Annotated in this window: 19 protein-coding genes; 6 read left to right on the forward strand and 13 right to left on the reverse strand. The window is 66.3% G+C overall.

What is annotated here, in order from left to right; genetic code table 11:
• Positions 1-140 precede the first annotated feature (140 nt).
• From RQI43_RS07215 to RQI43_RS07230, 4 genes are all read right to left on the reverse strand, one after another.
• Entirely contained in the window at positions 141-2,144 is a 2,004-nt protein-coding gene (locus RQI43_RS07215) for an acetyl-CoA carboxylase biotin carboxylase subunit (protein ID WP_405030568.1), read from the reverse strand.
• Between the two features lie 111 nt (positions 2,145-2,255).
• Entirely contained in the window at positions 2,256-2,501 is a 246-nt protein-coding gene (locus RQI43_RS24545) for a diguanylate cyclase domain-containing protein (protein WP_405030569.1), read from the reverse strand.
• A 346-nt stretch (positions 2,502-2,847) separates the two neighbouring features.
• Positions 2,848-3,300 (reverse strand): hypothetical protein, encoded by a 453-nt coding sequence (locus RQI43_RS07225; RefSeq protein WP_056423833.1) that lies wholly within the window; start codon positions 3,298-3,300, stop codon positions 2,848-2,850.
• Positions 3,301-3,504: 204 nt separating this feature from the next.
• On the reverse strand, positions 3,505-4,188 hold the full coding sequence (locus RQI43_RS07230) for a L,D-transpeptidase (RefSeq protein WP_311274694.1): 684 nt from the start codon (positions 4,186-4,188) through the stop codon (positions 3,505-3,507).
• Between the two features lie 184 nt (positions 4,189-4,372).
• Between RQI43_RS07230 and RQI43_RS07235 the strand changes: the two genes are divergently transcribed.
• Positions 4,373-5,308, forward strand: coding sequence for a histone deacetylase family protein (locus tag RQI43_RS07235; protein WP_311274695.1), 936 nt, complete (start codon positions 4,373-4,375; stop codon positions 5,306-5,308).
• A gap of 7 nt (positions 5,309-5,315) precedes the next feature.
• Here the strand turns inward: RQI43_RS07235 and ribB are convergent, their stop codons facing one another.
• The 3 genes from ribB to RQI43_RS07250 form a co-directional block, all read right to left on the reverse strand.
• A complete protein-coding gene (gene ribB / locus RQI43_RS07240; RefSeq protein ID WP_311274696.1) occupies positions 5,316-6,392 on the reverse strand; it encodes a 3,4-dihydroxy-2-butanone-4-phosphate synthase in 1,077 nt (358 codons plus the stop codon).
• Between the two features lie 48 nt (positions 6,393-6,440).
• Positions 6,441-7,544 carry a chorismate synthase gene (aroC, locus tag RQI43_RS07245; RefSeq protein WP_311274697.1) on the reverse strand — a complete coding sequence of 368 codons (1,104 nt, stop codon included), beginning with the start codon at positions 7,542-7,544 and terminating at the stop codon, positions 6,441-6,443.
• Between the two features lie 185 nt (positions 7,545-7,729).
• Entirely contained in the window at positions 7,730-8,869 is a 1,140-nt protein-coding gene (locus RQI43_RS07250; protein ID WP_311274698.1) for an anhydro-N-acetylmuramic acid kinase, read from the reverse strand.
• Between the two features lie 123 nt (positions 8,870-8,992).
• Here RQI43_RS07250 and tyrS point away from each other — a divergent pair, with 123 nt between their 5' ends.
• Entirely contained in the window at positions 8,993-10,282 is a 1,290-nt protein-coding gene (gene tyrS, locus RQI43_RS07255) for a tyrosine--tRNA ligase (protein ID WP_056423823.1), read from the forward strand.
• 425 nt (positions 10,283-10,707) lie between these two features.
• On the opposite strand, the gene RQI43_RS07260 is transcribed toward tyrS, so the two are convergent.
• Positions 10,708-14,163 (reverse strand): DUF3971 domain-containing protein, encoded by a 3,456-nt coding sequence (locus tag RQI43_RS07260; RefSeq protein ID WP_311274699.1) that lies wholly within the window; start codon positions 14,161-14,163, stop codon positions 10,708-10,710.
• A 169-nt stretch (positions 14,164-14,332) separates the two neighbouring features.
• Between RQI43_RS07260 and RQI43_RS07265 the strand changes: the two genes are divergently transcribed.
• Together RQI43_RS07265 and RQI43_RS07270 are read left to right on the forward strand one after the other, a co-directional pair.
• Positions 14,333-14,800: a peroxiredoxin gene (locus RQI43_RS07265; protein WP_056423820.1), complete on the forward strand. Its 468-nt coding sequence runs from the start codon at positions 14,333-14,335 to the stop codon at positions 14,798-14,800.
• Between the two features lie 104 nt (positions 14,801-14,904).
• Positions 14,905-16,176 carry a M23 family metallopeptidase gene (locus tag RQI43_RS07270; RefSeq protein WP_311274700.1) on the forward strand — a complete coding sequence of 424 codons (1,272 nt, stop codon included), beginning with the start codon at positions 14,905-14,907 and terminating at the stop codon, positions 16,174-16,176.
• A gap of 27 nt (positions 16,177-16,203) precedes the next feature.
• Here RQI43_RS07270 and prfB read toward each other — a convergent pair.
• Positions 16,204-17,332 (reverse strand): peptide chain release factor 2 gene (gene prfB / locus RQI43_RS07275; RefSeq protein ID WP_156467674.1). Its coding sequence is split into 2 segments (ribosomal slippage): positions 16,204-17,262 and positions 17,264-17,332, totalling 1,128 coding nucleotides; the frame shifts between segments, so codons are not numbered across the junction.
• Positions 17,333-17,461: 129 nt separating this feature from the next.
• Here prfB and RQI43_RS07280 point away from each other — a divergent pair.
• Positions 17,462-17,887 carry a DUF2809 domain-containing protein gene (locus RQI43_RS07280; protein WP_311274701.1) on the forward strand — a complete coding sequence of 142 codons (426 nt, stop codon included), beginning with the start codon at positions 17,462-17,464 and terminating at the stop codon, positions 17,885-17,887.
• 3 nt (positions 17,888-17,890) lie between these two features.
• Here RQI43_RS07280 and RQI43_RS07285 read toward each other — a convergent pair whose 3' ends face one another.
• Entirely contained in the window at positions 17,891-18,211 is a 321-nt protein-coding gene (locus RQI43_RS07285; protein WP_244478135.1) for a hypothetical protein, read from the reverse strand.
• 223 nt (positions 18,212-18,434) lie between these two features.
• On the opposite strand from RQI43_RS07285, the gene RQI43_RS07290 reads away from it, so the two are divergent.
• Entirely contained in the window at positions 18,435-18,728 is a 294-nt protein-coding gene (locus RQI43_RS07290; protein ID WP_311274702.1) for a hypothetical protein, read from the forward strand.
• Positions 18,729-18,832: 104 nt separating this feature from the next.
• Here RQI43_RS07290 and RQI43_RS07295 read toward each other — a convergent pair whose 3' ends face one another.
• The 3 genes from RQI43_RS07295 to RQI43_RS07305 form a co-directional block, all read right to left on the reverse strand.
• On the reverse strand, positions 18,833-19,045 hold the full coding sequence (locus RQI43_RS07295; RefSeq protein WP_056423810.1) for a hypothetical protein: 213 nt from the start codon (positions 19,043-19,045) through the stop codon (positions 18,833-18,835).
• Between the two features lie 127 nt (positions 19,046-19,172).
• Positions 19,173-20,390 carry an LL-diaminopimelate aminotransferase gene (locus RQI43_RS07300; protein ID WP_311274703.1) on the reverse strand — a complete coding sequence of 406 codons (1,218 nt, stop codon included), beginning with the start codon at positions 20,388-20,390 and terminating at the stop codon, positions 19,173-19,175.
• A 107-nt stretch (positions 20,391-20,497) separates the two neighbouring features.
• Positions 20,498-20,869, reverse strand: coding sequence for a hypothetical protein (locus RQI43_RS07305; protein WP_056423807.1), 372 nt, complete (start codon positions 20,867-20,869; stop codon positions 20,498-20,500).

Here is a 20,869-nt window from a genome sequence, read left to right on the forward strand (position 1 = left end):
ACCCGCCCAGGAGGGCCCATTCGCGGGGTCCCGGTGAACGAGGGGGCTGTCGATCCCCTCGCTTCGAGATTGCGTCTGGCGTTCAGCGAGGGTGCGGGGCGGCCGTGATCGGCTACCCCGCACCTTTAATCGCTATGCGATCAGGCGAATTCCATGATGACCGCGTCGACTGCGAGGCTGTCACCTTCCTTCGCTTCGATCTTGGAGATGGTGGCGTCGCGCTCGGCGCGAAGCACGTTCTCCATCTTCATCGCCTCGACGATGGCGAGGGGTTCACCGTTCTTCACTTCCTGGCCTTCCTTCACCAGGATCGCCTTCACCAGGCCGGGCATCGGGCAGAGCACCTGCTTGCCGGACCCGGCATTCTCCTTGATCGGCATCAGGGCGGCGAGTTCGGCTTCGCGCCGGGTGAAGACCCGCGCCTCGGCCGCCGCGCCCGCATGCTGGAGCGCGACGCCGTTGAGAAGGGCGCGCACTTGGATGGCCACGCGAGTGCCGTTGATCTCTCCCGACCAGACCGGCTCACCCGGACGCCAGTCGCTCTCCACCGTCCAGGTCCGGCCGTCTTCGGCGGTGACGACGAGATGCTCGCCGAGATCGTCCACCGTGACCGGGTAGGATTGGCCGGCCAGGATCACGATGCGGTCGCGCTCGAAATGGAGCAGGGCCGGGTCGCGCATCTGGCCCGAGATGCCGCGCTTGCGGGTGTTGAGCTTGTGGTCAATGGCGGCGGCAGCGGCCGCCATGCGTTGGGCGACCTCGCCCTCGGGCTCGGGGGCGACGAAGCCTTCTGGGAATTCCTCGGCGATGAAGCCGGTGGAAATGTTGCCCGAGCGCCAGCGCGGATGCGCCATGAGGGCCGACAGGAACGGGATGTTGTGGCGGATGCCGTCGATGGCGAAGGCGTCCAGTGCCTGGCCCTGCGATTCGATGGCCTCGGCGCGAGTCGGCGCCCAGGTCACCAGCTTGGCGATCATCGGATCGTAGTGGATCGCGATCTCGCCGCCCTCCTCCACGCCGGTATCGTTACGCACTATGGCATTGCCGAACGGGCCCTCCTCCGGCGGCTGGTAGGTGGTGAGGCGGCCAATGGAGGGCAGGAAGTTGCGGGTCGGGTCCTCGGCGTAGACGCGGCTCTCCACGGCCCAGCCGTTGAGCTTCACCTGGTCCTGGCTCAGTGGCAGCGCCTCGCCATAGGCCGAACGGATCATCAACTCGACGAGATCGAGGCCGGTGATCATCTCGGTGACGGGATGCTCGACCTGGAGACGGGTGTTCATCTCGAGGAAATAGAACGACTTGTCCTGGCCGGCGACGAACTCGACGGTACCGGCCGAATCGTAGGAGACGGCCTTGGCCAAGGCCACGGCCTGCTCGCCCATCTTCTTCCGGGTCGCCTCGTCGAGGAGCGGCGACGGCGCCTCCTCGATGACTTTCTGGTTGCGGCGCTGGATCGAGCATTCACGCTCGCCGAGATAGATGACGTTGCCGTGCTTGTCGCCGATCACCTGGATCTCGATGTGGCGCGGATCGGTGATGAACTTCTCCACGAACACACGGTCGTCGCCGAAGGACGAGGCGGCTTCGGACTTGGCGCGGGCGAAACCCTCCGCGACCTCGTCCGACGAATGGGCGATGCGCATGCCCTTGCCGCCACCGCCGGCGGAGGCCTTGATCATCACCGGATAGCCGATCTCGTCCGCGATGGTGACGGCGTGTTCTGGGCTCTCGATGACGCCGAGGAAGCCCGGCACGGTGGAGACGTTGGCAGCCGAGGCCGCCTTCTTCGATTCGATCTTGTCGCCCATGGCGGCGATGGCGCCGGGATTGGGGCCGATGAAGACGATTCCGGCCTCGGCCAGCGCGCGCGGGAACGCCTCGCGCTCCGACAGGAAGCCATAGCCCGGATGGACCGCCTGGGCGCCCGTCTGTTTGCAGGCCTCGATGATCTTGTCGATGATCAGGTAGGACTGCGCGGCCGGAGCGGGGCCGATATGCACCGCCTCGTCCGCCATCGCCACATGAACCGCGTCCCGGTCGGCATCGGAATAGACGGCGACCGTCTTGATACCCATCCTGCGAGCGGTCTTGATGATGCGGCACGCAATCTCGCCGCGGTTCGCAATCAGGATTTTCTCGAACATCTGTCCAGGCACTCGGGTGAAGCGGGAAAGGTCACGAGCGCCGTCGCGCTCAAGCTCGTTCCCGTTAAAGCAGTTGTGCGGCTTCGCAAAGCTGGACCAATGAAGGATTGTTCATACGCTGCGCCAAACCGGCTGTGTATTCAAAATCATGGTCGATGGTATCCAAGGGGCGGCGTAGCGATTGCGCCCTTCTTCCTTGGCCCGGTAAAGCGCATCATCGGCCTGCCGGACCAGGGCGAAAAAGCCCGACTCGTCACCATTTTTAACGTCGAGGGACAGGCCGATGCTGACCGTGACGCATTGCCCGTCGCCGAGGCCCGGATGAGGAAGCGCCAGTGAATCCGGTGTGACCGACACCAGGGTGTCTTCAAGCCTTCTCGGTCAACGATTTATCGACGTTGTTCAACTGCTGCAGAAAGTGTTCGGCGAACTAAATCCGCATATATGAGCGTTTTAATAAATATTTTTTTAAAAATACTTGAGATTACTAGTTATTTTATTGGCATAATGGCGTGATATCAATGGTATTGCGCCGTAGTTTCAATTTATGTGTATTGATTGTCGTAGGTCCGAATTTTTGCGATTCCTAAAAAGCCTAAAATTTTGAATCAAGACCGGTAGTGGTTGAGTGTGTCGTCAGGCCCCCTCTAATTGCCATCGTTCGCTGGCCAGTCCGACGAACGCGATCCGAACTCGCTCGGATTCAGGCCGCGTCCAGCAGCTCGACCGGCGATACCGAGGTCGCTTCCTCGACATGCAGACGACGGTGGGCGGAGCCGATGGCGAAGGCGACGAGGATCTCGTGGCTCGTCTCGGCCTCGCGAACGATCTCGAAAGCGATGCGGGCGGCAAGTGGTGTAGGGCCGGCATCGCTGCGCAGGGAGCCGACGAGCCAGCGGGCGATCTCGACATCGACGTAGCCGGTGGGACGCTCGCCCCAGACGGCGAAATTCACCACCGCGGCGCTCACGAGATCGGCATACGACACGTCGCTCTGCGGCACGGCCCGGTCGAGGGCGATGAGCATGTCGGCCTCGTCCGCATGCGAGATGCCGTCCGGGAGGATATCGCGACCGAGGACCTGAACGTCGGCGGCGGTGATGCGGCCGGCGGCGACGACACGGTTACAGAAGAGCTGAAGAGAATGGTTGATCATTGGTTGGTGCCTCCCCGGCTTTATTTGCGCCGGTCTGTGTTTCTGCATGTCGATGACTATGCAGGAGGCACCCGTTCAAGAAGTTAACGGCCAAATCTGAATCAACGTTCAGGTTAAAGGCTGCTCACGAATGAGCCTTTCCGAATCGTATCTTTGGAGCCCGGCTCCGCCGCCTCGGCGACGGAGCCGGTTCCCACCTTCGCCTCAGCGCACCACCACCTTCGCGCCGATCGGAACGCGCTCGTAGAGATCAACCACGTCCGCGTTGAGCATGCGGATGCAGCCGGACGACACGGCCTGGCCGATCTTCTCCGGCTCGTTGGTGCCGTGGATGCGGAACAGCGTGTCCTTCTTGCCCTCAGCGAGGTAGAGCGCGCGGGCCCCGATGGGGCTGGTGGGGCCGCCCTCGAGGCGCTTGGGCAGTTCCGGGCGGCGGGCGATCATCTCGGGCGGCGGGTTCCAATCCGGCCACTCGCCCTTGCGGTCGACATTGGCGGTCCCGGCCCAGGCCATGCCGGCATGGCCCACGGCCACGGGATAGCGCACGGCCTTGCCGTCCGGCAGCACGTAATAGAGGCGGCGCTCCTTCGTCACGACGATGACGGTGCCCGCGGGCTCGCTCGTCTTGTAGTCGACGGTGGTGCGGGCGATCTTGGGATCGACATTGCCCTGCGGCGCCTGTTTCAGCCATTCCTTGTCACGGGCCTCACCGGTCAGCGCCGGGGGCTGGGCCAGGGCCGTATGCGCGGTGGGCGGGCTGAGCGGGGCTGTCGCCGTCTGCGTGTTGCAGGCGCCGAGAGCGAGGGCGGACAGGATCGTCGCGGCGCCGAGCGAGCGATGCAGGACGCCGTGACGGGATGGGATGGGCGACCGGGTCATGGGCGACATGTGAGAGTGAGCCTGTCTCGAAGCCGGGGGGCTTCGAAGAATGTGGTTGATGGATTATGTCGCCATCTAACTCGCAGACTGATCGGCGCGTAATCTCGCTACCCTGAACCGTGGCGCATTTGCATCGTATGTTGTGCGTAAAGCACAGTCGGGTCGGGTGGAACGACGAGGATCGTTCGGAGGGATGAGCGTGACGACCCTGTACGTAAGCCACCCCTCCGCGCTGGATCACCAGATGCCAGAGGGGCACCCGGAACGATCGGACCGGATCCGCGCCGTGGAGGCGGCCCTGGAGAAGGAACGGTTCTCCGGTCTGCTGCGCGAATCGGCGCCCCGCGCGGAGACGGAGACGGTCGCCCTCGCCCATCCCGTTCCCTATGTGGAGGCGATCATCGCGGCCTCCCCGCGATCCGGCTATGTCCAGATCGATTCGGATACGCTGATGTCGCCCGGCACCCTCGACGCGGCCCTTCGCGGTGTCGGCGGCGCCGTCCATGCGGTGGATGCGGTGATGAGCGGGGCCTGTTCGAACGCCTTCGTCGCCATGCGGCCGCCGGGCCACCATGCCGAGCGCATGCAGGCGATGGGCTTCTGCCTGTTCAACTCCGCCGCCATTGCCGTCCGTCACGCCCGGGAACGGCACGGAGCCAGCCGGGTCGCCTTGGTGGATTGGGATGTCCATCACGGCAACGGCTCGCAGGACATCTTCTGGGACGATGCGGCGGTGATGTACGCCTCGACCCATGAGATGCCGCTGTTCCCCGGAACAGGCGCAGTAGGCGAGCGCGGCACCCACGACACCATCGTCAACGTGCCGTTACGGGCCGGCGACGACAGCTGGATTTTCCGCGAGAAGTTCGAGAAGGGGGTCCTCGCTCGCCTCTCTGCTTTCGCCCCCGACCTGATCGTGATCTCGGCAGGCTTCGACGCCCACCGCCTCGATCCGCTGGCCAGCGTCGAACTCGACGAGGCCGATTTCGGCTGGGCCACCCGGAAGCTCATGGAGATCGCCGACAAGCATGCCGGCGGCCGGATCGTCTCGGTCCTGGAGGGCGGCTACAGCCTGGACGGTCTCGCCCGGTCCGTTACCGCCCATATGGATGCGCTGATGGGACGGTGAGGGGGACTCACCCTTCCAGCGGCACCTCGCCCAGCAGATCGATGCCGAAGCCAGACAGGCCGACATAGGAGCGCGACGAAGTCGAGAGGTTGCGGATCGAGACGATGCCGAGATCGCGCAGGATCTGGGCGCCCAGACCGACCTCGCGCCATTGCCGCACGCGCTGGGCTTCCGCTCCTTCTTCTGCATAGGAAGAGAGCGGCACTCCGGCGGTGCCGTCGCGCAGATAGACGAGGACGCCGCGTCCCTCCTTGGCGAAACGGCGTAGGACGCAGTCGATCGACTTGCCGCCGCCGATCACGTCGGCCACCACGTTGGAGCGATGCAGGCGGACGAGCACGTCGCGCCCGTCGCCGATATCGCCCTGGACGAAGGCGAATTGCTGCACCGTCTCGAACGGGGTCGTGTAGGCGAAGCCGGTGAGCTCGCCGAATTCCGACTTCACCGGGAAGGTCCCGACCCGCTCGACCAGCTTCTCGCGCGCCTGCCGGTAGGCGATGAGGTCAGCCACCGAGACGCGCTTGAGGTTGTGCAACTCCGAGAAGGCCGTGATCTGCGGCCCCTTCATCACCGTGCCGTCATCGTTTGCCAGTTCGCAGATGACGCCCACCGGCGGCAGTCCGGCGAGCTTGCACAGGTCAACCGCCGCCTCCGTGTGACCGGAGCGCATGAGAACGCCGCCATCCTTGGCGATGAGCGGGAAGACGTGGCCAGGGCGGACGAAATCGGATTCGCCCATATTGCCGTTGGCGAGCGCCCGCACCGTGTTGCAGCGCTGCTCGGCCGAGATGCCAGTGGTCAGCCCGTGCTTCACATCCACCGTGACGGTGAAGGCGGTGCCCAGGGGCGCATCGTTGGAGGCCACCATCGGGTCGAGCCGCAGACGCCGCGCTTCGGCGCGGGTGAGAGGCGCGCAGACGATGCCGCAGGTGTTGCGGACGATGAAGGCCATCTTCTCCGGGGTGCAGAGCGAGGCCGCGACGACGAGGTCGCCCTCGTTCTCACGATCGTCGTCATCGGTGACGACGACGATCTCGCCGCGGGCATAGGCCTCGATGGCCTGCGTGACGTGGGTATGGGGCACGGGATATCTCTTGGAATTCGCTGGGCGGATGGGTTGCGGCGCGCCGGGTCACCCCCGCGTCCCGACCTGCCCCCGGTGACGCAGATAGTGATCCGCCAGTACGCACGCCATCATCGCCTCGGCGACGGGGACGGCGCGAATACCGACGCAGGGGTCGTGGCGCCCCTTGGTGACGAGATCGACGTCGCGGTTGTTGGTTGTCACGCTCATGCGCGGCGTCAGGATGGAGGAGGTCGGTTTGACCGCGAAGCGGCAGATCAGCGGCTGGCCGGTGGAGATGCCACCGAGCACGCCGCCGGCATGGTTGGCGAGGAAGGTCGGAGCGCCGGCATTACCCGAGCGCATCTCGTCGGCATTCTCCTCACCGCGCAAAGCCGCCGAGGCGAAGCCGTCGCCGATCTCGACGCCCTTTACCGCGTTGATCGACATCATCGCGGCGGCGAGATCCGCGTCGAGCTTGCCGTAGATCGGGGCGCCGAGGCCGGGCGGCACGCCTTCGGCGACGACTTCGATGACGGCGCCGATGGACGAGCCGTCCTTGCGGATACCGTCGAGATACTCTTCGTAGAATTTGGCCGTCTCGGCATCGGGGCAGAAGAACGGGTTGCGCGCCACCTCGTCCCAATCCCACCGCGACCGATCGACCGCATGCGGTCCCATCTGCACCAGGGCGGCCCGGATGACGATGTCGGCCGGCAGAACCCGTCGCGCGATGGCCCCGGCCGCCACGCGGGCGGCGGTCTCACGAGCCGAGGAGCGCCCGCCTCCCCGATAATCGCGGATGCCGTATTTGGCGTCGTAGGCGTAATCGGCATGACCCGGCCGATAGCTGTCGCGGATCTCGGAGTAATCCTTCGAGCGCTGGTCGGTGTTCTCGATCTCCAGGGCGATCGGCGTGCCGGTGGTCAACTGGAGGCCGCCGGTGCGGTCGTCGGCAAACACCCCCGACAGAATGCGGACCTGGTCCGGCTCCCGGCGCTGGGTCGTGAAGCGCGACTGGCCGGGCTTGCGCCGGTCGAGCTCCGCCTGGATGTCCGCCGCCTCGATGGGAATCCCCGGAGGGCACCCGTCCACCACGCAGCCGAGGGCCACCCCGTGGCTCTCGCCGAAGGTGGTCACGCGGAAGAGATGGCCGAAAGTGTTGTGCGACATGGTGGGAGACGCTCTAGCGCGGGATGTGGCCGAGAGCAAAGCGCCGGGCTCATGCCAGACCTCGCTGAGCCTGACTCATCGAGGTCTGCCCGCGCGACGGCGCGGCGGCGGTCATCCGCCGGACCTCACTGAACCCGACCTATGGGTCGGGTTCAGTGAGACTTGGTATTCAGCGAGACTTGGTATCATGCCTCCGGCCGCGCCAGCACCCCGCCGGTCATCGCCTCCCGCACGCCGGTGGTCGACGGGAAGGTGATCGGCAGGCCCTTCAGCGAGCGCACGGCGAGATGCGCGAAGGCCTGGGCTTCGAGATAGGCCGAAGACCAGCCGATGGCGTCCGCCGTCGTGATCTCGGCGCGCAGGTGGTAGTTCAGGAGCCGCACCAGCTCGCCGTTGCGGGCGCCGCCGCCGGCGACGATCCAGCGCGTGGGGATTTCCGGCGCGTGGTCGAGGGCCCGGGCGACGGACCGGGCGGTGAAGGCGGTGAGCGTCGCCGCGCCGTCTTCCGTGGAGAGCTGGCCGGCGAGCTTGTGCGAGAACCAGTTGCGGTCCAGCGATTTCGGCGGCCGGCGGAAGAAGAACGGATGGGTCAGGAGCCAGGCGAGGAGCGGCTCGTCCGGCCGTCCCCGCGCGGCCGTGCGCCCGCCATCGTCCAGGGGCCGGCCGGTGCGCTCTCGCATCCAGTCGTCGATAAGCGCGTTGCCGGGCCCGGTATCGAAGGCGATGACGTCGCCGTTAGAGGCGATGAGCGTGGCATTGGCGACCCCGCCGATGTTGAGGATGCCGAGCGCGCCGTCATAGCCCGCCGCCTTGGCGAGCGCCTTGTGGAAGACCGGCACCAGCGGCGCCCCCTGCCCTCCCGCGGCGATATCGGCATGGCGCAGGTCCGACACGACCGGGATGCCGAGACGGCGGCTGAGTGCGGCCCCGTCGCCAATCTGCACGCTCATGCGCTGGTCGGGCCGATGGACTACGGTCTGGCCGTGGAAGCCGATGACGTCGATATCCGCAGCGCTGAGGCCGTTATCCGCGAGGAAGGCCTCCACCGCCTCCGCATGGGCCGCAGTGACGAAGGCTTCCGCCTCCGCGAGGCAGCCGGGCCGGTCTTCGCGCGCGACCACGGCTTCGGAATCCGACAGCGCCCGGCGAAGCAGCTCACGATCCTCGTCGGTATAGCCGCGATAGCCGGTGGGGCCGAGCGGCTCGAGGTAACCGTTATGGCTGCGGACCACCTTCACGTCCTCGCCGTCGGTCTCGATCAGCGCCACGTCGACGCCGTCGAGGGAGGTGCCGCTCATCAGGCCGATCGCCCGCATCATGGTCATGCCGTTTACGCCCCGTGCCTTCCGCGGTGAGCCCTGCTAAGAGCCGCGCATCACTTGACCTGCTGCTATCACGCCGGCGTTTCTTCTGTCCCGCGCCGCGACCCGTTGAATCCGGAACCCCGCATGTCCACCGCTACGCCGAACCAGCCTGAGACCTTCGCGCCGAAATCCGACTTCCTGCGGGTTCTGTCCGAGCGCGGCTACATCCACCAGGGATCGGACCTCGCCGGGATCGACGCGGCGGCCCTGGAAGGCCGCCTGACGACCTATGTCGGCTACGATTGCACGGCCGCCTCGCTGCATGTGGGGCATTTGCTGTCGATCATGATGCTGCACTGGCTGCAGAAGACCGGAGGCACGCCGATCACCCTGATGGGCGGCGGCACGACCCGCGTCGGCGACCCGTCCGGGCGGGACGAGTCGCGGAAAATCCTCACGCTGGAGCAGATCGAGGAGAACAAGGCCGGGATCCAGAAGACCTTTTCGCGGTTCCTGACCTTCGGGGGCGGCGGCAACGGCGCGACCATGGTCGACAACGCCGAGTGGCTGACCAAGCTCAACTACATCGAGATGCTGCGCGATATTGGGCGTCACTTCTCGGTCAACCGCATGATGTCGATGGACAGCGTGCGGATGCGCCTGGAGCGCGATCAGGAACTGTCGTTCCTCGAATTCAACTACATGATCCTGCAATCCTACGATTTCGTGGAGCTGAACCGCCGCTACGGCTGCATCCTGCAGATGGGCGGATCGGACCAGTGGGGGAACATCGTCAACGGCATCGATCTCGGCCGCCGCATGGGCACGCCGCAGCTCTACGGCCTGACCTGTCCGCTGCTTACCACGGCGTCCGGCGCGAAGATGGGTAAGACGGCGGCCGGAGCGGTCTGGCTCGATGCCGGGATGTTGAGCCCCTACGATTACTGGCAGTTCTGGCGCAACACCGAGGATGCCGACGTGGCTCGGTTCCTCAAGCTGTTCACCCTGCTGCCGATGGACGAGATCGCCCGGCTTCAGGCCCTCCAGGGCGCCGAGATCAATGAGGCCAAGAAGGTGCTGGCCACCGAGGCGACGGCGCTCATGCACGGGCGCGAGGCGGCTGACGCGGCCACCGAGACCGCCCGCAAGACCTTCGTGGAAGGCGCCGTGGCGCAGGACCTGCCGAGCGTCACCGTCGCCCGCTCCGTTCTGGAAGCCGGTCTCGGCGTGCTCTCGGCCTTCGGTCCCGACCACGCTAAGCTCGTCCCCTCCACCAGCGAGGCGCGGCGCCAGATCAAGAGCGGCGGGCTGCGTGTCAACGATATCCAGATTACCGACGAGAAGGCGGTGCTCACGCTGGCCGATCTCGGTCAGGATGGCGTGGTGAAGCTCTCCTTCGGCCGCAAGAAGCACGTGCTTCTCCGGGTCGAGTGAGGCGACGGGGGTAGAACCTCGATCGGGGCTTTCGAAAGTGTGGCGCATCTCCTTCCCCCCTCTGCGGGGGAAGGTGGCCCGCGAAGCGGGTCGGATGAGGGGAGCACGTTGTTCGGAGAGATCGCCCCCTCTCCCGCCGGCTCGGCGGGCACCCTCCCAAGCCGGCGGCGCTACGGCATTCACAGATTTTGCGGGCTGCGCAGCCCTGCCCTCCTTTCCAGTGGATCTCGGGCCTGCCCGAGGTCCGCCGAGCTTAGGGGAGGAGTAGGGGCGGGGTGGTCGGGTGCCCCTCCTGCTGCTGCGGAGGCTGGCGGAGCCACCCCCACTCCTAACCTCTCCCCACAAGGGGGAGAGGGACGCGACCTGCCTAAAAGAGCAGCTGTATGAATCCCGTAGCCCGAAGAGGGAGGACGTGGCCGGCTACCTCAGCGTTCGGTCTCTCCGGCGGAGGTCGCGCCGGGAAAGCCGTCATTCCCTCCGGCGCTGAACAGACGGCGCAGGATGCCGGGAGCCAGGGCGGAAAGCGGGTTCACACTCACATCCGGCTTGGACAGGCGGCCCGAGACCCGGAAATTCAGGGCGAACAGGCCCTCGTTGTTCCCGCCGCCGAGAAGCTGTCCGAACAGCGGCAGGCGCGAGACGACGTTGTTCAGCCCGTACAGCGGGACGAAGGTGCCGTTGATGTCGGCGCGTTCCTTGGCGGTGTCGAGATAGCCGCTCATGGTGAAGCCCATGGCGGCGTTGGAGATGGCGGCGTCAGTAAAGTCGACGCGGCTGCCGGTGCGGGTGAAGTTCGCCCGCAGGCGGTCGAAATTCACGTCGTTGCCGGCATTCTGGATGATCTGCTTGCGGCCCTTGGCATCGACGACTTCGCTCGTCGCCGGACCCTGGGCCATGATGCTCGACAGGGCCGGCTCGTTGCGCAGCATGAAATCGCGGATTTGGACCACGCCGGTCTGCGGCCCGTCTCCGAGGGTGCTGCCGAGGACGAGGCGCCCGCCATACATGCGCTTGTAGATATCGACGAAACGCAGGGTCGCCCCGGCATCGGTGGTCTCGATGTTGATCGAGGGATCGCTGCGGCCCGAGCGGGACACCACCGCAGAGAAGCCGGCTCCGTTGAAGCGGCCCTGCACGCGGCCCGAGCGGAAATCCTTGCCCTTCATCGAGAGCTTCGCGCTGGCGCCGGTCAGCGCCTCGCCGTTGAAACCGGTGATGATGCCTAAGCTGATATCGGCCTCGATCTCCTTGGACTGGTCCCGGCCGCTTTCCTTCGCGGCCTTGCCCTCCGGTCCTCCGAGCGACTTCATGAAGGGCCGCGCATCGGCCACGGCCCCTTTCACGCTCACCTTGTAGAGGTTGCCGCTGCGGTCAATCTGAATGCGCATGTCGTCGCCAGGCGAGAGCTTGAAGCTCGAAAGGTCGGCCCGGTCGAACTGTCCGTCGCCGTTGATCGCGGCCGTGCCGCGCGCGCTGGCGCTGCCGGCATCGAGGACGATGTCGCGCAGGTCCATGGCCCCGCCCGGGCTGACCTCTGTCATGACGAAGCTGACGCGCCCCGGCTTGCCGGCCGGTTTGACGAAGCCCGGAATCAGGCCATCGATGGAGGCGCGGGACAGATCCGCTTCCATGCGGATGGGTGAGCGCGCCGGGCTCCCCTTTCCGATCGCGAGATTGATCTTTAGCGGGATCGGCCCGGCGAGTTGCGGGGCCACCGGCAGGCCTCGCCTCGCCCGCAGGGCTTCGTCGAGGAGGAGCGTCGCGTTGACCTCGCCCGGTGCGCCCGCCTTCGGTTGGCGCAGGTCGAGGGTGAGCGGCGAGCCGAGGACCCGGCCGTCGCCCTTCAGGGTGAAACCGCCCCGTTCGTAGGTAACGGCGAAGCGGCCGTTCTCCAGCTTCTCCTTACCGAAGGCCTTCTCGACGGCGAGGTCGTTCAGGGTTCCGGTGAGGCTCACGGGAAGGTCCGGCAATTCGGGGATGCGCTTGAGGTTGAGCGGGAAGTCGATGCGCAGATCGGCATTGCCCTTGACCGAAGCCGGGTCGATCTCGACCCCGGTGAGGTTTTTGAACATCTTGGTTTGGAGCAGGGCGACGAGGGCGTCCGCGCCGCCGCCGAGCTTGAGGCCGATCTGGGCGGTGACCGTGTCCGGCGTGATCTTCGGGATCACGAACGAGCCGTCCGTGATGTAGAGCGTCCGGTCGTCCGGCATCTTGATGTCGGCGGTGACGCCGCGGATGTTCGTGGTCAGGCCGGTGATGGTCCCCGTCACACGGCCGCGGCTCAGGGGGGGAGCGCCCTCGCTCACCGCCAGCGTGGCGTTAGAGACGGCGAAATCGATATGGATGGCGCTGTCCGGCATCGGCTCGCCACGCGTCGCGGCGGCAAGCTCACTGCCGCTCATGTCCACGGTGATGTCGACCTTGTCCACGAGGCCGCCCTGGAGGTTGTCCACCAGATATTCGCGGGCGGGCGGAGCGATATGTTCCGGCCACAGGCGCAGGGCCATGCGCCCATCGGTGTGGGCCGCATTGATCTTCAGTGTGAGGCCGCCCTCGTCAGCGCTGGTGTCCACCGTACCGGTGACCCGGCCGGTGGCTCCACCAGCTCCCGCCACGGTGAACTCGTCGATGGACATGCCGCCATCCCGCCCCGTGACATGGGCCGAGAGGGCATCGAGCTTGACCGGCTTGTCGGTCCTGGCGGCGCCGCGCAGGATCGCATCCTTGCCCGCGAGGGCCAGGGTCCAGGCCGTGGGGCCCCCCACCGGGCTCGCGGTCCAGACGCCGGCGAGATGCACCGCGTTGCCGGCTCCGAGATAATCGATGCTGTCGAGGTTCAGGACCCGCTTGGCCTCGTCCCAACTGACCGAGGCGGTCAGGCTCTCGATGGTGACCGGGTTGAAGTCCTTTTCCTCGATGAGGAAATTGCCATCGCTGGTCTTCACCGTCGCTTTCAGGGTTTCGATCCGGCCCTGGTCGAGGCCTACTTCCGCTTTGGCCGAGACCTTCAGGTCGGTCTCGATCGGCAGTTTCGATTGCCCCGAGAGGAGGAGGAGATCGGTGACCGGCAGATCGTCCAGGGTGATGATGCCGTTGCGCTTTCCTTCGCCGCCCTCGTGCAGGTCACCGCCGAAGCGCCATTCCCCGTGAGGGCCGTCGATGCGCAGCTCGAACACGCGGGAGTCCCGCACCGCGTCGCGCCGGAACAGACCGTTCACATGCTCGAACACCCCGCGCTGGCGGGCGTCGTCGTCGATCAGCGTCAGGCGCCCATTGGTGATCCGCGCCCGGTCGAGGGCTCCGACCACGCCGGCGGGATCGAGGACGATGCCGAAGATCGAAGCGATGGCGGCCGAGATCGGCGACGAGGTTCCCCGGGCACTATCCACGCTGGGCAGTGTATGAGGCTCCGCCGCGGCATGGGCCGGATCGGAACCGGCAAAGGCGATGGACCCGTCGCGGTGGACCAGGGCCGTCATCTGCAGATCGCGGAACTCGATGGCCCTCGGCTGGACGGCGAGGCGCAGCAGACCCCAGGTATCCAGGCTCACCACCGCCATGGGAGCGCGTAGCACAAGGGCGCCGTCCGGGTTGTGGATGTCGAGGCCGACGACCTGAAGCGCCAGGGAATTCTCGGAATCGAGCTCGACGGTGCTGTCGCGCAGGTCCACCCGCCAGCCGGGGCCGATGCTGCCCGCGATGGCCGAGGCCACGCGTTCGGACATGCCATCGATGCGCAGGGGACCGTTGGTCAGACGCCAGAACGCGCCGGTAACGGCGAGCGTCAGGGCGACCACGAGCACGACCGAGCACCATAGCAGCGGGCGCCGCCGGCGGCGCGACCTGCACCGTCGCAAACCTGTGGCCGTGTCCTGGTTCATCGATCCTTGAGCCGCTGGATCGGACGGGCCGCTCACGCTATCGAGCGGGTGTCCGGGATTCGGGGTTGCCTTGACCCGGCAATCTTTCGGTCCTCAGCCGAGGGGTTACGTGCACCCCCCGATCAACGCCTCTTGTGGCACACTATCAATCGGCCGAAAGGAAGGCATCATGCCTCTCGACACCGGAGATCACGCTCCCGCCTTCACGTTGCCCGGAGCGGGCGGCGCGGAGATCAGTCTCGATGCGCTCTTGGGTCGCAAGGTCGTACTCTATTTCTACCCCAAGGACGATACCAGCGGATGCACCCTAGAGGCGCAGGGGTTCAACGCTCTTGGCGACGCCTTTGCAGAAGCCGGTGCCGTCGTGGTGGGCGTTTCACCCGATTCGGTGAAGAGCCATGACAAGTTCCGGGCCAAATACGACCTGACCTTCCCGCTCGCCTCAGACGAGAGCAAGGCGATGCTCGAAGCCTACGGGGTGTGGGTCGAGAAGAGCATGTACGGCCGTAAATATATGGGCGTCGAGCGCACCACGGTGCTGATCGACGCGCAGGGCCGCATCGCCCGGATCTGGCCGAAGGTGAAGGTTCCCGGCCATGCCGAGGAGGTCCTGGCGGCCGCGCGCGCCCTCGCCTGAAAGCTGTCCGCCTCCGGCATCATGGCTAATCCCCTGACGCGCGATTTTGCGCTTCTTTAACCCTGATCCCCTCCAATGGCGCGAGTTGGATTGGGGTTGCCCGTATGCGCCTGTCGTCACCTATCGCCGGAGGGTTGCGCTTGCCGAAAGCCAGGCGGCGCCTCGTGCCGGCTTTGGCTTGTGGGCTGGCGATCGCCACGCTCTGGGCCGGGGGCGCCACGTGGTACTTGGTGTTCCACGACGAGGTGCTGGCCCGGTTCGTGTCCCAGCAGACCGCCCTCCAATACGGGTACGAGGAGCGGATCGGAGCCCTCAGGCTTCAGCTCGACCGGGCGACGATGGAGCATCTGGCGACGCGTGAGGGCATCGCCGCGCGCATCGCCGATCTCTCGCAACGTCAGGCCGTGCTGGAGAAGCGTCAGGCCCAGCTCGCACTTCTCGCCGGCGAGGCGCAACGCCCAATCATTGCCGCCGACCAGATCGGCGTCGACGATCCAGTCGAGACCGGGGCCCTCGGCTATGCCGGTCAGGTGGCCGATCCCGTTGCCAAGTCGTTTGCTGCGCCATTGCGCAAGTCGGTGCCGAAGCCGTTTCCCACTCCGGATGCACTCGAACTGCGCTCGCGCGACACTGATGGACAGCCCGGCCGCCAATCCCTGCGGAAGAGCGAGCAGGTTCTGGCGGCGCTCGACCAGCGCCTCGATCGACTGGGGGCGGACCAGATCCGAACCCTGGACGGGTTGGGCGTGCGCGCGATCCGTGGGTCCCAGCGCCTGCGCGACATCGTGTTCCGGGCCGGCCTCGACCCGCAGCGCTTCGAGCGCCAGCGCGAGGCGGGGATCGGCGGGCCGCTCGTGCCGCTCTCTGCCGATCCGTTCGGCATCGCTGTCGGACAGGTTCAGCGGGTTCTCGGCGAGGAAGACCGCCTGCGCCGCATCGCATCCGCCCTCCCCGTCCGGCAGCCCCTGACCGGCAAGTACAGCCTGTCGAGCGGTTTCGGACCGCGTCTCGATCCGTTCACGCGCGGGCTCGCCCTGCATACCGGCCTCGACATGAAGGCCGAGTTCGGGGAAAGCGCGCGCGCGACGGCGGCCGGCCGGGTGACGGTCGCAGATTACAGCGGCGGCTACGGCAACATGGTCGAACTCGACCACGGCAACGGGCTCGTCACCCGCTACGCCCATCTCTCGTCGGTCTCGGTCGGGCCCGGAGAATGGGTCGAGGCCGAAGCCGCCATCGGCCGTGTTGGCTCCACCGGACGCTCGACGGGGAGCCACCTGCATTATGAGACGAGAATCGACGGCGAGCCCGTAGACCCGCTGCGTTTCCTGCGCGTCCTCAGCGGATCTGACGCGCAGTTCCTCACCGCCCGCTAGGAGCGCGCATCTGAAGGCAAGCGAGGATCAGTCGATGTCCTCGACCTCGCCGGCTCCGCCGTAGACGCGCTGGGCCAGCGACGCTTCCATGAAGGGATCGAGCGCACCGTCCAGCACTTCATCGGGATCGGTCGACTGGGTACCTGTGCGCAGGTCTTTCACCAGCTGATACGGCTGCAGCACGTAGGACCGGATCTGGTGGCCCCAGCCGATATCGGTCTTGGCCGCGTTCTCGGCGTTGGCCTTCTCTTCGCGCTTCTTGAGCTCGGCCTCGTACATCCGGGCGCGCAGCATGTTCCAGGCGGTGGCCCGGTTCTTGTGCTGGGACCGCTCCTGCTGGCACGCCACCACGATCCCGGTCGGGTTGTGGGTGATGCGCACGGCCGAATCGGTGGTGTTCACGTGCTGACCACCGGCGCCCGACGAACGATAAGTGTCGATGCGGCAATCCGATTCCTTGATCTCGATGACGATGCGGTCATCGATCACCGGATAGACCCGGACGCTAGCGAAGCTAGTATGCCGGCGCGCGCTGGAATCGTAGGGCGAGATCCGAACGAGGCGGTGAACGCCGGATTCCGTCTTGAGCCAGCCATAGGCGTTGTGGCCTTTGACCATGAGCGTGGCGCCCTTGATCCCGGCCTCGTCGCCATCCGACCATTCGACGATGTCGACCTTGTACTTCCGGCGCTCGGCCCAGCGGCCGTACATGCGCTGGAGCATGTTCGCCCAGTCCTGGCTCTCGGTGCCACCGGCTCCGGCATGGACCTCGACATAGGTGTCGAGCCCGTCGGCTTCGCCGGACAGGAGAGTCTCGATTTGGCGGCGCGCAGCCTCCTTCTCGACGGCGCGAACGCCATTCTCGCCCTCGAGAATGGTGTCCTGGTCGCCTTCCATCTCGCCGAGCTCGATCAGCGTGACGGCATCGTCCAGATCCTGCGCGAGTTTCCTGATCGCAGCCACGGCCTCTTCGAGGGCGCCGCGTTCACGCATGACCTTCTGCGCCGCCTCCGCATCGTTCCAGAGGTCGGGGTTCTCGGAAGCCGCATTCAGCTCCGCGAGTCGTTTCTCGACGGTATCCCAGTCAAAGATGCCTCCTCAGCAGTCCGATCGACTGCTTGGCGGCATCCGAGAGTTGTTCGATCTCGGCGCGCATCTGGTGTTTCGGCTCGTGGTGAAGGTATGGGGCTCGGCGTGTGAGCGCGGGTGATACCGAGACGCCTGCCCGGTGTAAACGGCGGCGCCCGTCTTCCTTATCCGTCACGATCCGAGACGCTGCGAACGCATGGCGCCACACATCGCTTCCAGACCCACCGCCCGCATGCGGACACGCGCGCTCTATCTCGCGGCTGGCCTGGCCATCATCGGCGCGGGATTGACCCTCCGCTTCGTCCCTGTCGGACTGCCCTTGGCAATCGTGAAATACGGCGGCTCGGCCCTATGGGGCGCTATGGTCTATTGCCTGGTCGCGGTGCTGCTGCCGGGCCGGCGCACGAGGGCCATTCTCATCGTTGCCGGGACGATCGCCCTCTTGGTTGAACTCTCCCGCCTCATCCATACGCCAGCGCTCGACGCTCTCAGGCTGACGCTCGCCGGTGCTCTTTTGCTCGGACGGATCTTCTCGCTCTGGAACCTCGTCGCCTATGCGGCGGGCCTCGCCGCGTCGGCCCTCGTGGATCGTCTGGTCAGATCGCGGGCGGATGGGGAATAGAGGTCAGCGCCCGTAGGCGGGGGGCGCGACGCGCGCCGGGGCCAGGACGAATTCGTGCGGCCGCTTGCGTCCGCTCAGCGGACCTTCCGTCGGTGAATCCTCGAAATAGCTGTTGCCGCTGAGGCCGAACCCTCCGCCATTCATGACGCTCGGCACGGGAATCGCGCGCGCATCGTCAGGGACGGGACGGCCCGTCGCCCGGTCCGTCGGCAGGATGTAGGGGCCATGCGAGGCCGTATAGGAGGTCTGGGCGACCGCGCCGGTGGCGACGGACAGGCCGAGGCCGATCAGGCCGGCGGCGGCGAATGTCGAGAGATGCTGCACGGGTCGCTCCGTCGCGGTGTTCACATGCGGCCGCGGCCGCTCTTGCTCTTACCATGACTCAGGAGAGGTTGCCTGTCCGTGTCATTGGCGCGCCAAGCCGCAACTTTTTCACGTCCGCCCTCCGGGCTCGGGATGGGCGTCCGATCCCTGGGGCAACCGAGCCGGACGCGCCGCGTTGACCTCCCAAGCGCGATCTTCAAGCGCATCCAACAAGGAGCCCAACGTGACCGCCATCAAGATTTCTGCCGCCGCTGCCGCAATGGTCGTTGCCCTGTCCGGTGCCGCCTTCGCACAGACCGGCATGCCCGAGAGCCACGGCACCAACGCCGCCGGTTCGAAGTCGGGTGTCGTGGGCAAGGGGGACAGCCTCGAGGCCGGCCCGGCGACCACCGGAACCGCGACCGCACCGGGTGCCCGCACGGCACCGGGCAATGCCATGCCGGCCACTCCCGGTATGACGACCAACGATCCGAGCACGGCACCGCGCCCCGTGAGCCCGGCGCCGGCCGCCCGCTGAGGCAAGGTTCGACCGGTGTAGGAAAGGGCTGATCGCCCTTTGAAAAGAAAAGGCCGGAGCGATGCTCCGGCCTTTTTCATGAAAGGGTGCTCCGTCCGGGCGGATCAGCCCTTGGAACGAAGCACGACCTGCGGCTCCCGATGAACCGGTTCGCAATTGCTGACGACCGCATTCAGGACGAAGGGCCGGGAATCGCAGACATAGCTCAGGCCCGGCTCGGGCGCGGGAACGGGGTCACGCGCGACGATCGGGTTCGGCGCACAAGCACCGGCCGATCCGGCCAGCAGCAGCGCGACGGTCAGGGTCAATCCGCGCATACGATCCTCGGTGGCAGGCGACATTCCGCGACCCTGCTCACCGGGACGGCATGTGACAAGCACATGAGAGGGTCACCGGCCGCTTTGGCGCGACCTGTCTCCTCCCCGCAACATCGTCTCCGATGCGTCAGCCCGCTTTGGTCAGCGGCACGACGTTGTGCAGCGTGCGGTCGGACGTCTCGAAGAAACGGCGAATATTGCGGGCCGCCTGACGGATGCGCTGCTCGTTCTCGACCAGCGCGATACGGACGTAATTGTCGCCGTGTTCGCCGAAACCAATACCCGGCGCCACCGCGACGTCCGACTTCTCGAGAAGCAGCTTGGAGAATTCCAGGCTGCCGAGGCTCTGATACTTTTCCGGAATCGGCACCCAGGCGAACATCGAGGCCGACGGGCTCGGGATCTTCCAGCCGGTCTTGTCGAACGACTCGATCAGCGCGTCCCGGCGCTTCTTGTAGATCCCGCGCATCTCGACGATGCAATCTTCCGGGCCGTTCAGGGCGGCCGTCGCCGCGACCTGGATCGGCGTGAAGGCGCCGTAATCGAGGTAGGATTTCACGCGGGTCAGCGCCGCAAGCAGGCGCTCGTTGCCGACAGCGAAGCCCATGCGCCAGCCGGCCATGGAGAAGGTCTTCGACAGCGACGTGAACTCCACCGTGCAATCGATCGCGCCCGGCACTTCCAGAACGGAGGGCGGCGGCTCGCCGTCGAAATAGACCTCCGCATAGGCGAGGTCCGACAGGATGATGATTTCGTGGCGCTTGGCGAAGGCGACGAGGTCCCGGTAGAAATCGAGGCTCGCGACGTAGGCTGTGGGGTTCGAAGGGTAGCAGACCACGATCGCCACCGGCTTCGGGATCGAGTGCTGCATGGCCTTTTCCACAGCCGGGAAGAAGGCCGGGGTCGGCTCGGCCGGCACGGAGCGGATCACGCCGCCCGCCATCAGGAAGCCGAAGGCGTGGATCGGGTAGCTCGGATTCGGCACCAGCACGACGTCGCCCGGCGCGGTGATCGCCTGCGCCATGTTGGCGAAGCCCTCCTTCGAGCCGAGCGTCGCCACCACCTGCGTGTCGGGGTTCAGGCTCACGCCGAAGCGGCGCTTGTAATAATTCGCCTGGGCGCGGCGCAGACCGGCGATGCCCTTCGAGGACGAGTAGCGGTCCGTGCGCGGCCTGCCCGCTGTCTCCACCAGCTTGGCGATGACATGACGCGGGGCGTCGAGATCGGGATTGCCCATGCCGAGATCGATGATGTCGGCGCCATTGGCGCGCGCCTGGGCCTTGATCCGGTTGACCTGCTCGAACACGTAGGGGGGCAGGCGCTTGATGCGGTGAAAATCGGTCATGGGCTTCACGGGGTCCGATGCGCGAATCGCATGATTCGCGCGTTCAAAACTGTCATCACTCTGACGTGGTCGGCCTGTCTACCATTTCGGCGGTCCGGAGCCGACCGTTATTGTGCAGGCTGGATCTGGCCGGTGGCGCGGGCGGCGCTCTCGGCGGCGCGGCCCTTGGCCTCGTTACGCCCACGAGCGCCCATCAGATCGTTCTCCAGACTCTTGGTCCCCTCGGCGGTGCGGGCGCTGATGGGTCTGGCGGGTGCTGCGACGCCGACGGGCAGGTAATCGGCGTCGGTCTTGCGGGACTGCACCACGAAGTCGGGCGCCTTCACATCCTTCGGCCCTCCGCCGGCGAGCGTATAGGCGCCGCGCATGGCGTTGAGGTCGCCGGAGCATCCTCCTGCGGCGAGAAGTCCGCCGAGGACGAGGGCGAAGCGCGGAGCAAAGCCGCACCGCCTGTGATTCCGTGATGAAGGCTCTGACAT

Origin of the sequence: Methylobacterium sp. WCS2018Hpa-22, assembly GCF_031843785.1 — a bacterium.
In the GTDB taxonomy this organism is placed as follows: Bacteria; Pseudomonadota; Alphaproteobacteria; order Rhizobiales; family Beijerinckiaceae; genus Methylobacterium.